This window comes from Actinomadura sp. NPDC048021 (genome assembly GCF_040653135.1).
In the GTDB taxonomy this organism is placed as follows: Bacteria; Actinomycetota; Actinomycetes; order Streptosporangiales; family Streptosporangiaceae; genus Spirillospora; species Spirillospora verrucosospora.
Map to the genome: position 1 here is coordinate 451822 of NZ_JBEZJQ010000001.1, position 14717 is coordinate 466538.

12 protein-coding genes are annotated in these 14717 nt (G+C 71.9%); 7 read left to right on the forward strand and 5 right to left on the reverse strand.

Translation table 11 applies throughout. The features are described from left to right. Nucleotides 1-127 precede the first annotated feature (127 nt). Complete coding sequence (locus tag AB0C87_RS02235) at nt 128-610, forward strand: hypothetical protein (protein ID WP_360576114.1); 483 nt, start codon at nt 128-130, stop codon at nt 608-610. 391 nt (nt 611-1001) lie between these two features. Here AB0C87_RS02235 and AB0C87_RS02240 read toward each other — a convergent pair whose 3' ends face one another. Both AB0C87_RS02240 and AB0C87_RS02245 read right to left on the reverse strand, forming a co-directional pair. Further along, entirely contained in the window at nt 1002-1511 is a 510-nt protein-coding gene (locus tag AB0C87_RS02240) for a hypothetical protein (protein ID WP_345179852.1), read from the reverse strand. Between the two features lie 537 nt (nt 1512-2048). Then, on the reverse strand, nt 2049-2417 hold the full coding sequence (locus AB0C87_RS02245; protein WP_360576116.1) for an ACT domain-containing protein: 369 nt from the start codon (nt 2415-2417) through the stop codon (nt 2049-2051). Nucleotides 2418-2713: 296 nt separating this feature from the next. Between AB0C87_RS02245 and AB0C87_RS02250 the strand changes: the two genes are divergently transcribed. Continuing rightward, nucleotides 2714-6736 (forward strand): hypothetical protein, encoded by a 4023-nt coding sequence (locus tag AB0C87_RS02250; protein ID WP_360576118.1) that lies wholly within the window; start codon nt 2714-2716, stop codon nt 6734-6736. Here AB0C87_RS02250 and AB0C87_RS02255 read toward each other — a convergent pair. Further along, a complete protein-coding gene (locus tag AB0C87_RS02255) occupies nt 6726-7841 on the reverse strand; it encodes an endonuclease/exonuclease/phosphatase family protein (protein WP_360576120.1) in 1116 nt (371 codons plus the stop codon). The genes AB0C87_RS02250 and AB0C87_RS02255 overlap by 11 nt on opposite strands. Nucleotides 7842-7928: 87 nt before the next feature. Between AB0C87_RS02255 and AB0C87_RS02260 the strand changes: the two genes are divergently transcribed. Beyond that, nucleotides 7929-9119, forward strand: coding sequence for a HAMP domain-containing sensor histidine kinase (locus tag AB0C87_RS02260; protein ID WP_360576122.1), 1191 nt, complete (start codon nt 7929-7931; stop codon nt 9117-9119). Nucleotides 9120-9155: 36 nt separating this feature from the next. Here AB0C87_RS02260 and AB0C87_RS02265 read toward each other — a convergent pair whose 3' ends face one another. Continuing rightward, nucleotides 9156-9797 carry a TetR/AcrR family transcriptional regulator gene (locus AB0C87_RS02265; protein WP_360576124.1) on the reverse strand — a complete coding sequence of 214 codons (642 nt, stop codon included), beginning with the start codon at nt 9795-9797 and terminating at the stop codon, nt 9156-9158. A 155-nt stretch (nt 9798-9952) separates the two neighbouring features. On the opposite strand from AB0C87_RS02265, the gene abc-f reads away from it, so the two are divergent. From abc-f to AB0C87_RS02280, 3 genes are read left to right on the forward strand one after another with little or no spacing between them, the layout of a single operon-like run. Then, nucleotides 9953-11572: a ribosomal protection-like ABC-F family protein gene (abc-f, locus tag AB0C87_RS02270; protein WP_360576126.1), complete on the forward strand. Its 1620-nt coding sequence runs from the start codon at nt 9953-9955 to the stop codon at nt 11570-11572. Between the two features lie 35 nt (nt 11573-11607). Beyond that, entirely contained in the window at nt 11608-12255 is a 648-nt protein-coding gene (locus tag AB0C87_RS02275; RefSeq protein WP_353833336.1) for a CatB-related O-acetyltransferase, read from the forward strand. Nucleotides 12256-12301: 46 nt separating this feature from the next. Beyond that, nucleotides 12302-13579: an erythromycin esterase family protein gene (locus AB0C87_RS02280; RefSeq protein ID WP_360576128.1), complete on the forward strand. Its 1278-nt coding sequence runs from the start codon at nt 12302-12304 to the stop codon at nt 13577-13579. An 8-nt stretch (nt 13580-13587) separates the two neighbouring features. On the opposite strand, the gene AB0C87_RS02285 is transcribed toward AB0C87_RS02280, so the two are convergent. Then, nucleotides 13588-13866 (reverse strand): helix-turn-helix transcriptional regulator, encoded by a 279-nt coding sequence (locus AB0C87_RS02285; protein WP_345179838.1) that lies wholly within the window; start codon nt 13864-13866, stop codon nt 13588-13590. Between the two features lie 66 nt (nt 13867-13932). On the opposite strand from AB0C87_RS02285, the gene map reads away from it, so the two are divergent. Then, on the forward strand, nt 13933-14715 hold the full coding sequence (gene map, locus AB0C87_RS02290) for a type I methionyl aminopeptidase (protein ID WP_345179836.1): 783 nt from the start codon (nt 13933-13935) through the stop codon (nt 14713-14715). The last annotated feature ends 2 nt before the right edge of the window (nt 14716-14717 follow it).

Consider the following 14717-nt stretch of genomic DNA (forward strand, 5'->3'; position numbering starts at 1 on the left):
TGCGGCACCTCTGCGGGCCGGAATACCCGGAATCCCCCTCGCACCAGGGGCGGGAGCGTCCTGCGGGCTTGACATGCGGTGGGCCGCGTCCGGAAGAATCGGAGGCCGGCGGAATTGATCATGATGTGTGGAGGCTTTCATCAACGAGTGGGCGCGGGAGTGGCTGCCTGTACACCTGGAGCGTATGGAGGAAAAGCTTCCGGATGCGGTGACCTCTCGGGAGACCTGGCGATGGCTCGCCCATCCGAACCTGATCGACCACGTTGTGCGAGCTCCGGTCCCGGTCACGCCCGGGCGGATTGTGCACCACACTCAGACGTTCGGGCAGCTGTTCCTGATGGTCAGCTCCTTCCCGTCGGCGAGCTTCCGGAAGATTCGCAAGAAACTGCTTCCGGAGGGTTACCTGGCGATGCTGGATCCGGTGATGCACTCGTCCGGTTTCTCCAGCGGCTCGGTCGACCTCGCGCATTGGCTGCTGTTCAAGGACGAGGACGGCAGCGCACTGGTGCTGCTTTGCTACCTGGCGGCCAACCGAGAGGCGATCCCGCTGCTGCCATTGGAGGTGCTGTCCTCCAAAGAACGCCGCCAAGTCGGTACTTACATCATCTGACGCTATGAGGAGCGGGGCCTCCGGTCCTCATGACGGTTCCAGTGTCCGGGCGGACACCGGGATCACCACGCCAATCCGCTCAAGGATCGGGGGCCGTTATGTTCTTCGTGATCCGTAAGAGGGCCGCTGGCCTTCGGGCCCGGCATGACTGACCCTTTTCATCCTCAGGTGAGCTCGCAACATGAGCCGCAGGCAACCGAGAAGTCTCATCGGGCATACCGCGTCGCGGCCGCTACTGATGATGCCCAGAGAGGTCGGCGGTGAGGCCGCCTCGCTGGGCATCGGGGTTAGGCATGGCGCGGTCGTCTGGGTGGCCGTGCCATGTTTATGGGTGGGAGCAGAACGTGGTCAGTTCCGCTCCTGAAAAATAGTCCGCTAGAGACTGCGTCCCTTAGGACAGCCCGGCCGCGCCGAGCGCGATCACGCCGAGCACCATGCTGACGATCGCGAGCCTTTGGTAGGCGAACTTGATGCTCACCAACCTGCTCTTGACCTGGATGTCGTCTTCGCGCACCTCATCGAACGTGAGGGGCGCCTTGTCCTTGCCCGGAGGGGTGTACTGGTGCTTGCCTCGCAAGAACGCGACGAGCCGGCCAGGGCCCAAAGCGGCATAGACCCTAAAGGTCGCCTTGGAGTTCGGGCGGGCCGGCCAGGCCACCTTGAGAAGCAGCACCAGGACGGCGAGTGCGAAGAACACACCGGCCGTCTGGCCGAAGATCTGTGAGAGTTTTCCAGCCTTGTCGAATGCGGTGAAGCCGGCGACGGCTCCACCCAGCGCCAGCGCCATGAACATGCTGGACTTGTTGTCGATACGCGTCAGCTCGGCCAAGAGCGCGGTGCGCTCGGTGTCGAGCTGGTTGGGCATCTGACCGGCAGCGGCCTCGATGGACGGCTTGGCCACGACCGATTCCCTCGCCGGGCGCATCCGCTGCGGATTCCGAACACGTCCCCCCTGACCCGCGGAAACGGGACGGAGGGCGGACCGCCGGGACCCGTGGACGTGCAAGCGGGAGACTGGAGTGAACGTGGACATGATTGTGTACCCCTTTTGATTTGCAGTGACTCGATACCCATAGCCTAGAGGAAATCCGCAGCCCGCCGCGCAGAACCACGCCGAGACCAGTGGGTGGCGTTGCGGCTAACGCCAAGGCCTCGGCAAAGCGTTACAGAAAGACGGACTCGTGTTCGCCAGGCGTTAGCGCGTAACGCTTGGATGTGTCGCCGACCGTGCCGAAGAGCGTTACCGAATTCAGCTTGGTGGGATCAGGAGCGGCGGCCTGGCGTGCGCCCTGCGGGCCGGTCCCGGCCGGGGACGATCATCATGATCTGAGCGGCGCGAACCCCCGATGTGAAGCGGTGAGGCAGAGCCGGTGCCGCGAGCGTGCGGGTCGCCCCGAGCTTCCTGAATTCGGGCGCGCCCACCCGGCTCCACGACAGGTCATTCGGCCACCTGGTGGCCGGCGCGGCGGAGTACGGTGACGGCTTCCTCAAGGCGGTCGGACGGGACGAGCACCAGGTCGCCGTCGTAGCTCGCGGCGGTCCAGACGGGGAGCTCACCAGCGGCGAGCGGCGCGACGATGGCGCTGAGCATTCCCGTCGCTTCCGGGTCGTGCGCGTCATCGCCGTTCCACAGGGCCGCCCAAGCGTCCTCGGCCGTGTCGTCGCGCCGCATCGCCGCGCCTCCGTCCGGGCCGAGCACGAGGGCGAGCAGGTCGGATCCGAAGGCGACCGTGCGGACGTCGGAGACTCGCTCTAGAACGAAGCGGCCCTCCAGCACGCGCAGGTTCTGAGTTCGAGCGGCCGGCATCGAGCTACCATTCACAGAGTCCTCCAATTGCGTCGCAGCGATCCCGAGGTGGTGGCCGCCGGGCGGCACCGAGGGGAACCGCCCCGATGGAATCATGTCGCCCATCCGCAATTCCAAGCATCGGCCGCCGGGAGTAGGTCTCTCGCGTCCGGTGCTCATAGAGACCACGGGAATTGTTCGCCGCCAGGGACGCGGCCCGCCCCTGACCGGCCCCTGCCGCCCTCGGTTCGGTGGCCGATGTCGGTCATCGTGCGTACGCTGGCCCGTCAAGATCGAGATGGGGGGCCGCGGGGCTTATGGGGTGGCGGATCGAGGCCGGTGGGTACACGGCGGAGTTCACGGACGATCTGGAGATCGTCTACCGCAATCCCCGGGGGCGGAGGCTCAAGCAGGCTCCCGAGCAGTTGGGGGGCGCGCCCGGCCTGGCCGGGATGTACACGGTGCGGCGGTACCTGAAGCGCCACCAGGAGCAGTGCGGCGAATCGGCGCGCTCGTGGGCGGCTGAAGGGGTCGCCGTCCCCCGCGCCCTGGCAGACGTCGACCCGTTCTGGGCGGAGGCGCTGGACGAAGCGGGTGTCACGCTCACCACGGAGCCGGTCGAAGGCGGGCTGTGCGCGCGGACCTACGCCGGCCCCGACGACCGCAGGCTCACCCAGGTGCTTGGCGAGTCGGCCGTCCGCTACCGCGACATGCTGATGGCGGTGGACGGGTGGGAGCCGGAGGGGCTGTTCGAGACCGGCCTGCCCGCCCCCTACGCCAGCGTGGTCCCCTTCCCCGAGCGCGTCATCGAGGCACACCCCGAAGCGGAGCGGCTCGCGGCGGAGAAGGTCCACACCTTGGAGCTCCGGACCGGTGGCTGGCGCTACTTCTACAAGCCGGCCGTGGAGGAGATCCTGGCCGGTCTGGAGGAGTCCGCGCCCGCGCTCCTGATCACCCTCCTGGACGCGGTGGCCGATGCCGCCCTCACCCACAATGAGCCGAACCTGGCCTCCGCGTGGTTCGGCCGCGCGCGCAAACTGGAGCGGACGCTGGCGCACCGTCCCGATCCGGAGTGGCTGGCCGACCGCTACGAGGAGCACGCGCACGCGCTGTCCGCGACGCTCCTACGGGGGTGGGCGCGCGACCTGGCCGCCAAGGGCGCGGCGACGGCGGAGGGCCTTGCCCGCTTCCGCGAGGTGATGGTGTGGCGGGTCGAGGACGGCGGGGACGTCTATCCGCAGCTCGCCGCCGACCTCCGGAAGATCGCCAAGGCCGCGGGGCTGGACCCCGAGGCGGAGCTCGCGGAGCTCCTGCGGTCCGTCTTCGCGGCGGACGAGGTGTCGCTGAGCGACGACGCGTTCTGGACCGACGCGCTGAAGGGCCGCGCCATGGACCTGGTGTCCGGGCCGGAGGCGGCGCGGCCGGTGCTGGAACTGCGCCCGGCATATCCGTCCCAGGGACCGCTGTGGCTGAAGCTGCTCGAACGCAGCGGCGCACTGGCGATGCTGACCGGGGACGCCCCCGGCCTCCAGCGCGGGGACGCCGCCGCCTGGCTGGTCGCCTGCGTGCAGGGACCTCAGTGGAGGGACCCGCTCGGCGAGTTCTACGAGGTGGCCGAGCGGATCGCCCCGCGGCTCGCGTCCGACGGGGTGCCGGTGGCGTTCCGCTTCTGGGGGCTCGACGAGACCGGCCGCAGGAGGACGCCGCTGGACATGATCGACATGCTGCTGGAGCACGGCGTCCCCGTCGCCGACCCGCCGGAGCGCCTCGGCCCCGCGTTCCTGCCCGACCTGGTGATCGACCGCCGCCCCGAGCTGCGGCACGTCCTGGCGGACGAGCGGTTCGCGCGGGAGCTGCGCGCCCGCGCGCGGGGCGACCTCGACATGACCGTCGGGGACAGCGCGTCCAACACCTGGTATGAGCCGCACGAGACCAAGGGGTGGGGCAAGCTCCCGGGGCTGTTCGACAACCCGATCGGCCACGAGGAGCTGCGCGCGTGGTGCGCCCGCGAGCGCGCCCTGCTGCGTGAGGGCGTCGACCTGTTCGGGCTGCGGATGCTGCTCGCCCGGTTCGTGCACGTGGGCGCGGCGGTGGACCTGCTGCTCAAGGACGCCGAGGCGGCACGCGAGTTCGCTGCGGTGGACGTCATGGCGCTGCTCATGGCCGACCTGCCGGAGGAGTTCACCCGCGAACGGGTCGAGGAGCTGCTGAAGCTCCTGGAGCCCCACTACATCAACCGCTCGGTGTCGGGGCCGAACTTCGTCGCGCTCTCCAAGGCGCTGCCGGAGCTGAAGGAGCGGGACAGCGAGACCTTCGCCAGGGTCGCGTTCTCGCTGGTCACGGCGGTCAACTGCCGGGTGGGCCTGGAGCGGCTCGTCCGCCGCCTCACTCCGGGAGAGGAGGCGAAGGAGGCGGCCCCGGCGCGGAACGTCGACCCGGTCGTGCGGCAGTGCGGCTGGCTCATGGACCTGGCGGGCTCCGGCACGCCCGTCTGGGACGGCGATATGGGCACGCCGAGCGGCAAGTTCGACGGCAACATGATCGGCCTGGAACTCCGGCCGAACCACGTCAACACCGCCGCGTACACCGGCGTCCCGTCAAGGTCGAGGGCGCGTTCGTACCAGAGGCCGGCCGCCTACGGGACCTACCCCTTCGTGTCGGGCGAGCCCGGCCGTTGGCGGGTGGTGCGCTGCGAACTGCCCGAGGACACGAAGGGCGGCAAGGCCACCCCTGGGATGGCGTTCCGCACGTCCACGTCCGTCGCCCTGGTGGTGAGCGCACAGCATGGGGTGCCCCCCGAACGAGTGCTCCTTGAGTACGCGCCTGAGGGGAAGTTCGCCGAGGAGGGCCCGCTGGCGGCGGCCGGTGCGCGCCTGCTCGACGCCTGCGTCCTGGAGCCGGTGCGCTCCGGCGCCTGGTTCGCGCGCTTCAGCGAGCTCTGGCGCGAACGGGACCGCCCAACGGTGAGCCCTGAACTGGCGGCCGCGTTCGCGGAGAAGACGGGCCTGTCGAAGGCCGAGGCGGCCGTCGTGCTCCAGGGGGCGTTCCTGTCCGCGCCGTACCAGCTGGGCAAGGACGACCCCGTCCGGCTGGTCCACTTCGGTTCGGGGTGGAACTCGCAGGCGGACGAGGTGAAGGAGGGCCTCAGGGCCCTGCGACCGGCCGAGTTCTACACCAGGCTCTACGAACGGCTCCTGCCGGACGACCCGGAGGAGCTGTGGACGTCCGGCCCGGCGGTCGACCGCGCGCTCGCGTGGTGCCTGGAGGAGTCGGGGGACCCGTTCCCCGTGCCCGCCGGGCTCCTACCCCGCGCGCACAAGGAGATCACCCAGCCCAAGTGCGAGATTCCGCTGCCACGCGCGGATCTCAAGGCCCCGTGGCCGTGGCGGAGCGGCCGGCCGCCGCTGCGGCCGTGGGCGCTCATCGGCCGCGTCGCCGCCGGCGCGGACTGCCTCGCGGCCACCCCGCTCTTCTCCGGCGAACCGGACCCGCTGGCCCTGCCGCGCGTCGCCGCCTGGCTCGCCTACCGGACCCCGGCCGGCGATCCGCTGCGGCCCGCGATCGGCGCCGCGATCTCCCGGCTGCGCGAGGCCGCCGGGCCGCGCACCCTGTTCTCGCTGCAGAGCAACCACCTGATGGGCGACCCGCCTCCCACCGACGCGCTCACCGCCCATCCGGCGGTGACGCTGGTCGAGGACGACGTCTTCCGTCTCCGCCACCTGCGGGTGGATCCCGCCGCGGTGAAGGGGCCGGACGACCCGCTGCTCGACGCCCTCGACGACTACTACGACGCGACCCTGCCGTCCCAGGCGGTGCCCGGCGATTCCGGGCTCCCCACGCTGGCCGACCTGCGTCTCCTGCTCAGCGACGACTTCGCCGCGCTCGGCGCGCACCTGGCCTCCGACGCGGACCTGGCGCCGGGCTGGGAGCAGCATCCGGCACGCTCGGTGCCGCAGCTGCTGGAGGAATGCGCGGAGACCCACCGGCTGGGCGAGGACGCGGCGGCCCTCTACCTGATGCTGCTCGCCCTGCCCGACCCGTCCGACCGCAACGTCAAGGAGTGGACCGGCTGGAAGCCCGCCCGCTTTAAGGCGGCGGTGGCCGAACTCGGCGGCTCGGGGCTCGTGCTGAGCGCCACCCGGGCGCGTGCGGGGCGCTCGCTGTTCGTGCACGGCGCTTGGCGCGAGTACAAGGCACCGCGCCTCCCCATCGAGGTGCCGAAGATCCGCCTGATGCCGCTGGCGGACGAGCACCGCTCCCTGGCGAACATGGCGGCCGTCCCGTCCGGCCCCGTCCCCGCCCTCTTCGAGCGCGCCTGGAGGAACATCCTCACCAGCTGATCGCGGCCGCCACCGGCAGGTGATCGCTGCCGGTGGCGGGCAGGACCCGCGAACTCCTCGGCTCCACGCCGCGGACGAGGATCTGGTCGATCCGGGCGACCGGGAAGGCCGCCGGCCAGCTGAAGCCGAAGCCGTCCCCTGCCTCGTCCTGGGCGGAGCGCATCCGCGAGGTGATGGAGGCGAACGCGCGGTCGTCCTCGGTGCCGTTCAGGTCGCCGAGCAGCACCACCCGCTCGTTCCGCTCGGCGGCGATGGCCTCGCCGAGGGCCTGCGCGCCCCGGTTACGGTGGACCGCCCAGAAACCCGCCCTGGGGTTCACGCGCACGGACCCCAGGTGGGCCACGTACACCGCCAGCGGTCCGTGTTCCGTGGCCACGGTGGTGCGAAAGGCCCGGCTGTCCTTCATCTTGACGTCGGCCGGCTTGGTCTCCCCCAGCGGCCCGGTGTCCGTCTTGATGTCGACCGGCCGGGTGTCCGACAGCGGCAGCCGGCTCCACAGCCCGACCGTGCCCTGCACCGCGTGGTACGGGTACGTCCCGGCCAGCTCCCTCTCGTAGACGCCCTTGGCCTCCTGGGCCAGTTCCTCCAGGGCCAGCACGTCCGCGCCGGAGGCGGCCAGGTCGCGTGCGGCGGCGACCGGGTCGGGGTTCCCGGCGCCGACGTTGTGGCTGACCACGGTCAGGTCCCCGCCCGGGTGGGACTTGTCGCCGAGCAGCCCGCCGAACAGGTTCAGCCACACCACGACCGGCAGGAGCAGCGCGGCGACGGCGGAGGCGGAGCGGCGCCACAGCGCCCCGGCCAGCAGCACGGGGACGAACAGGCCGAACCACGGGAGGAACGTCTCCACCAGGCTGCCGAGGTTCCCGATCCGGTTCGGGATCTCCGCGTGCAGCAGCATGAGCAGGCCGAGCAGCAGCGCCGACACGGCGAGCACGGGGCCGCGCCTCCACGGCTCCGGCCGGGAGCCGGCGCGGATCGCCCGGCGGATGCCCGCGCGCCAGGACCCGGCGCCGGTGCGCCGCCCGGCCTCGGCCTGTTCGGGCTCCACCGTTTCCGCCGTTTCCGCCGTTTCCACCGGCGCCATCGTGTGTCCTCGCTCAGCCATGCCGCCAGTGAAGACGGCGCGGTGTTGCCGGCGCGTATGGGATTTTCGATACGCGGACGATATGCAGCGGCTCGTACCATCGCGGGCATGGGTGTGTCGATCGCCGGAACGAACGCCGTCGCCATGGATAGGCGCCCAGGTCTCAGCGCCCGGCTGAAGCTCACGCTCAGCTACGCCGGTTTCCTCCTGCTGGGCGGCGGGCTCCTGCTGGCCGTGGTCTGGGTGTTCGTGCTGCGCTGGATGCGCGACGTCGACGCCGGAGCCATCCAGAGGAGATTCGGCGTCGTGATCGTGCTCGGGCCCGACCGCTCCGAACTGCAGCGCGGCTTCTATCCCGCCGCGGCCGCGGCCATGGGCTTCCTCCTGCTCTTCGGCCTCGCGGGAGGGTGGCTCCTCGCCGGCCGGATGCTCGCGCCGCTCACCCGGATCGCGGACGCGGCGCGGACGGCCTCCGCCGGCTCGCTGTCCCACCGGATCCGGCTCCGGGGCCGCAGGGACGAGTTCCGGGAACTCGCCGACGTGTTCGACGCCATGCTCGAACAGCTCGAATCCCACGTCGCCGAACAGCAGAGGTTCGCCGCGAACGCCTCCCACGAGCTGCGCACCCCGCTGGCGATCTCCCAGACCCTGCTCGACACCGCCCGCAACGACCCCGCGCAGGACCAGGGCGAAGTCCTCGAACGCCTCAACACCGTCAACACGCGGGCGATCGACCTCACCGAGGCCCTCCTGCTGCTCAGCCGCATGGACCGCAAGAGCTTCACCCGCGACGCGGTCGACCTGTCCCTCATCGCCGAGGAAGCCGCCGAAACGCTGCTCCCCCTCGCCGAACAGCGCCGGATCACGCTCGACGTCACCGGCGAGAGGACACACGCCCTCGGCTCCGCCGAGCTCGTCCTGCGGCTGGTGACCAACCTCGTCCAGAACGCCATCGTCCACAACCTCCCGGACGGCGGCACCGTGACGGTCCACACCGGATCGCTGCACGGCGCGAGCGTGCTGCGGGTCGAGAACACCGGTCAGCCGGTCCCGCCGGAACTGGTCCCGACCCTCACCGAACCCTTCCAGCGCGGCACCCAGCGCGCACGGACCGACGAGCACGCCGGAGTCGGCCTCGGGCTGGCGATCGTCCACAGCATCGTCCGGGCCCACGACGGGACGCTCGACCTCACCCCCCGCCCCACGGGCGGCCTCATCGTCACCGTGCGGCTGCCCGGCGAGCACGCGGGGGCGCCCGAGCCGGCGCCGTCCCCGGGCGGGCCCGGCACGATCCGTTGACGGGAGGCCGCCGGTGGCGGCTCCCCCGTGCCGTCCCTACTCCGGCCCGGGTTCGCCGAAGGCGCCTGCGGCCGCGGCCAGGGCGGCGGTTCTGGCCGCGTGGGCGGGGAGGCCCGGGTCGGGATCGGTGCGCAGGAGCACCAGGTGGTGGTACATCGGCGCGGTGGCGGCGACGAGCAGGCGCCGGGCGTCGGTGGACGGCGGCAGTTCGCCGCGCCGGACGGCCCGGGTGACGACGATCTCGCAGCGGGTGTAGCGGTCCTCCCAGAGCCGCCGCTGGGCCCGGGCGGCCTTCTCCGAGCGGAACGAGGCGGCGATCAGGGCCTCCATGATCGGCGGCTCCGCGCCCATGGCCGTCTGGATCTCCTCGTTCAGCGCCGCCAGGTCGCCTTCCAGCGAGCCGGTGTCCGGGGGACTCCAGTCGTCGTCGCCGGCCGCGTCGAGGACGTCGGCGAGCAGGCCGCCGACGTCGCTCCAGCGCCGGTAGACCGTGGCGCGGTGCACGCCCGCGCGGGCCGCGACGGCCTCCACGGTGAGCCCGTCGTAGCCGTGCTCGCCGAGCTCCGCGAGGACCGCGTCGAGCACCTGCGCACGGGTGCGGGCGGTCCGGCCGCCGGGGCGGGGCCGGGGCGGCGGCGCGCCTCCGGCGCCCTCCGGTCGTGCGTCTGGGGAAGTCATCGCAGGTGGTCCGGTTGCTCTGGGGGATGCGGCATGGCAGAATCCTAATGTAACAGTTGTCGCATTAGTGGAGTGATCGATGCTCTTCCGAAGCGTTCACCCGGCCGCGCGGTCGCTGACGGCCGCCCCGTCCTCGAATGCTTGGGAGTGCACGCATGGCCACGCAGATCACCGCGCTCGGTGTCGGCAAGTCCTACGACGGCAGGCTCGTCCTTGACGAGGTGACCTGCTCACTCGCCCCGGGAGAGCGCACCGGGATCGTCGGTGAGAACGGCTCCGGCAAGACGACCCTGCTGCGCCTGCTCGCCGGACGCGAACGTCCCGACCAGGGCCGGGTCGTCGTCCAGGCGACCGGCGGCGTCGGCTACCTCGCCCAGGACGAGCGGACGGCGCCGGACGCGACCGTTCAGCAGGTCATCGACCGGGCGCTGAGCGATCTGCGCGCGGTGGAGGAGCGGATGCGCCGCCTGGAGGCGGCGATGGCCGGAGGCGAGGAGTCGGTCGCGGCCGAGTACGGCGACCTGATGACGGTCTTCGAGCTGCGCGGCGGCTACGACGCCGACGCGCGCGTGGAACGCGCCCTGCACGGGCTCGGCCTGGGCCTCGTCGACCGCGACCGCACCGTCGGCGACCTCTCCGGAGGGGAACGGGCCAGGTTGCGGCTGGCGGCCGTTCTGGCGTCCGCGCCGGAGGTTCTGCTGCTGGACGAGCCGACCAACCATCTCGACGAGAACGCCCTGCACTGGCTGGAGGAGCACCTGCGCGCCCGGCGGGGCACCACGGTGGCGGTCTCGCACGACCGGGCGTTCCTCGACCGCGTCGCCACCAGCCTGCTGGAGGTGGACGCCGACCGGTGCGGCGTCGTCCGGTACGGCGGCGGATACGCCGGCTACCTCGCCGAGAAGGCGGCGGCCCGGCGGCGCTGGGGCCAGGCCCACGAGCAGTGGAGGTCCGACGTCGAGCGGCTCCGCCTGGCCGCCGCGACCACCGCGCGCCAGGTGGCCCCCGGCCGGGAGATGAAGGACCGCAACAAGATGGCCTACGACCGGGCGGGCGGCCGGGTCCAGCAGTCGGTGGCCGCCCGGGTGCGCAACGCCGAGGAGCGGCTGCGCCGCCTGCTCGCCGACCCGGTCCCGGCTCCGCCGGAGCCGCTGCGCTTCACTCCCGTCCTGCGGGCCCGCCGGCTGCGGGGCGCGGTGATCGAGGCCGACGGCGTCGCCGTCGACGGCCGGCTCGACCGCACGAGCCTCACCGTCGCGGCGGGCGACCGGCTGCTGGTCACGGGGCCGAACGGAGCGGGCAAGAGCACCCTGCTCCGCGTCCTGGCCGGCGAACTCGCCCCCGACGGCGGAAGCGTCACCCGGCGCGGCCGGATCGCCTACCTGCCCCAGGAGCCGCGCCCCGGACGCCCGGACGAGACCGTGCTGGCCGCCTTCGCCCGCGGGCGGGCGGGAGATCCGGCCGAGCACGCCGAACGGCTGCTCTCCCTGGGGCTGTTCAGGCCCGACCGGCTCACGGTCCCGACCGGGCGGCTGTCCACCGGGCAGCGGCAGCGGCTCGCGTTGGCGCGGATGCTCACCGAGCCGTCCGACGTCCTGCTGCTGGACGAACCCGCCAACCACCTGTCACCGGCCCTGGTCGAGGACCTGGAGACCGCCCTGGCCGACTACGGCGGCACGCTCGTCGTCGTCAGCCACGACCGCCTGCTGCGCCGCCGCTGGAAGGGCCACCACCTGGCCGTGCGGCCGGCTCCGGCGCCCGCCGCCCGCGGCTGAGCGCACCCATCTCACCGGTAAGGAAGCGAATCGTCATGCCACTCGTCCCCGCCGACCCGAACGTCGTGCACCCGATGCCCGAGCAGCCGCGGGTGGTGCTGCTGAAGCCGCTGGTCACCTCGCCGCTGATCGAGGTCGGGGAGTTCACCTACTACGACGACCCGGACGATCCGACCGCGTTCGAGACCCGGAACGTGCTGTACCACTACGGGCCGGAACGGCTGGTCATCGGGCGGTTCTGCGCGCTGGGCGAGGGCGTGCGGTTCATCATGAACGGCGCCAACCACCGCATGGACGGGCCCTCGACGTTCCCCTTCCCGATCATGGGCGGCTCCTGGGCCGAGCATTTCGATCTCATCACCGGCCTGCCCGGACGGGGCGACACCGTCGTCGGCCACGACGTGTGGTTCGGCTACCGGGCCACGGTGATGCCCGGCGTCCGCATCGGCCACGGAGCGATCGTCGCGTCCGGCTCCGTCGTCGTCGACGACGTCCCGGACTACGGCATCGTCGGCGGCAACCCGGCCAGGCTCATCCGCCGCCGCTACGGCGACGCCGACGTCGCCCGCCTGCTGGCCGTGGCCTGGTGGGACTGGCCGCTCCAGCACATCACCGAGCACGTCCGCACGATCATGTCAGGAGGCATCGACGACCTGGAGGAGGCGGCGGCCCGCATGGAGTAGGCCGATCGCCGTCCCTCCCCCTCCGATCCGGAATCGAGTTGCCAGCATGCCTGCTCCGTCCCCCCACGCCACCTTCGCCGACCGGCTCGGCTCCGCCGCCGTCGCGCTCGACCACCTCGCCCCCGAGGCGCCGCTGGACGACCTGGAGCCGCTGCGCGGCATCGTCGGTGACGCGCGCGTCGTCGCGATCGGGGAGAACTCCCACTTCATCACCGAGTTCTCGCACCTGCGCCAGCGCGTCCTGCGGTTCCTGGCCGAACGGTGCGGTTTCACCGTCCTCGCCTTCGAGTACGGCTTCAGCGAAGGCTTCCCGCTGGACGACTGGGTCCAGGGGAAGGGCACGGACGATGAGCTCTCCGCCCATCTCGCCGAAACGATCCCCGTGGGGGTCGAAGAGCCCTTGCGCTGGATGCGCCGGCACAACGCCACGGCCGGCGCGCCGGTGCGTTTCGCCGGGATCGACGTCCCGGCGGCGGGCGGGTCGCTGCTGCCGGCCCTGGCCCCCGTCGCCGACTACCTGCGCCGGGTCGACCCCGAGATCCTTCCGGTGGTCGAGGAGGCCGTGCGGATCGCCGAGTCGTTCGCCGGCCCCTCGGCCGCCGCGGCCGCACCGGCCTGGACCCGCCTGGCCGCCGCCGAGCAGGACGCGCTCAGCGCGCTCCTGATGCGCCTGCTCATCCGGTTCCGTGCCGTCGCGCCGCTCTACCTGTCCCGTGGCGACCGGCACGAGTACGACATCGCTCTGCGTCGCCTGGAGGCCGCCTGCCACGCCGACTACGGGTTCCGCGCGATGGCCGGCCTGTACGCCGGCAGCGGCCTGACCGCCGACACCTCGGCCCGGGACGTCTACATGGCCGGGTCGGTCCAGTGGCACCTGAAGCGCTTCGGGCCTGGGACCCGCATCGTGCTGGCGTCCCACAACGCCCACATCCAGAAGACGCCGGTCTCGTTCGACGGCCACCTCACGGGACTCCCCATGGGGCAGCACCTGCGCGACGCCCTGGGCGATGACTACGTCGCCCTCGCCCTGACCAGCGTCGCCGGACACACCGCCGACATGCGCCCGGACGAGTCCGCGCGCTTCGGGTTCGCCGTCGACGCCACCCCGCTCCAGCCCCCCGAGCCGAACAGCATCGAAGCCGCGTTCGCCGACGCCGGGCTCGGGCTGAGCATCGCCGATCTCAACCGGGTCCGCGCGCGGGGCTCCGGCGGACCTGACCGCATCCGGATCCAGAGCGCCTACCTGGAGACTCCCGTCCTCGACGCGTTCGACGCCGTCATCACCACCCCGACCTCCACCGTCGCCGACCTCGGCGACACGTGAGGCCGTGCTCAGGCGCCGGAGCCGGAGGGTTCGACATCGCGTTCGGGACGGCTGATCTCGGCCCACACCTCGTCGAGGGAGAGGCCGAGGACGCCCGCGATCGCCGCGATGGTCGAGAAGGCGGGGGTGGCCACGCGGCCCGACTCGATCTTCCGGAGGGTCTCCGGGGAGACGCGCGCGTCGAGCGCGGTGGCGAGCATCGAGCGCTCCCCCCTGGCCCGGCGCAGGAGGGCGCCGAGGCGCTGCCCGCGTTCGACCTCCGCGGGAGTGAGCGGCAACCTGACCATGGCCCCTATTCTAGTACCGGTATAGTATGACCGGTATAGTTATTGGGTGCAGGGGATGATGGCCACATGATCGAGATTCTGAACCCCGGCGAACTGGCCCGGGCCAAGGACACGGGCGCCCTGGTCGCCGACATCCTGCAGACGGTGAAGAGCCGCACCGCGGTCGGCACCAACCTGCTGGAGATCGACCAGTGGACCAAGGCCATGATCGTCGAGGCGGGGGCGGAGTCCTGCTACGTCGACTACGCGCCGTCCTTCGGGCGCGGGCCGTTCGGCCACTACATCTGCACGTCCGTCAACGACGCCGTCCTTCACGGGCTCCCCTACGACTACGCGCTCGCCGACGGGGACCTGCTGAGCCTCGACCTCGCCGTCTCCCTGGGCGGAGTCGCCGCGGACTCGGCCATCAGCTTCGTCGTGGGCGAATCGAAGGCCCCGGAGAGCGTCGCGCTGATCGACACGACCGAACGCGCGCTGCGGGCGGGGATCGCCGCCGCCGGACCCGGGGCCCGCACCGGAGACATCTCCCACGCCATCGGCACGGTCCTGCGCGAGGCGGGGTACTCGATCAACACCGATTTCGGGGGCCACGGCATCGGATCGACGATGCACCAGGACCCGCACGTCTCCAACACCGGACGCCCCGGCCGCGGGTACAAGCTGCGCCCCGGGCTGCTGCTCGCGCTGGAGCCGTGGATCATGGAGGACACCGCCGACCTCGTCACCGACGCCGACGGGTGGACGCTCCGCAGCGCGACGGGCTGCCGCACGGCGCACAGCGAGCACACGATCGCCATCACCGACGACGGCGCCGAGATCCTCACCCTGCCGAAGCGGACGCGGCCGTGACG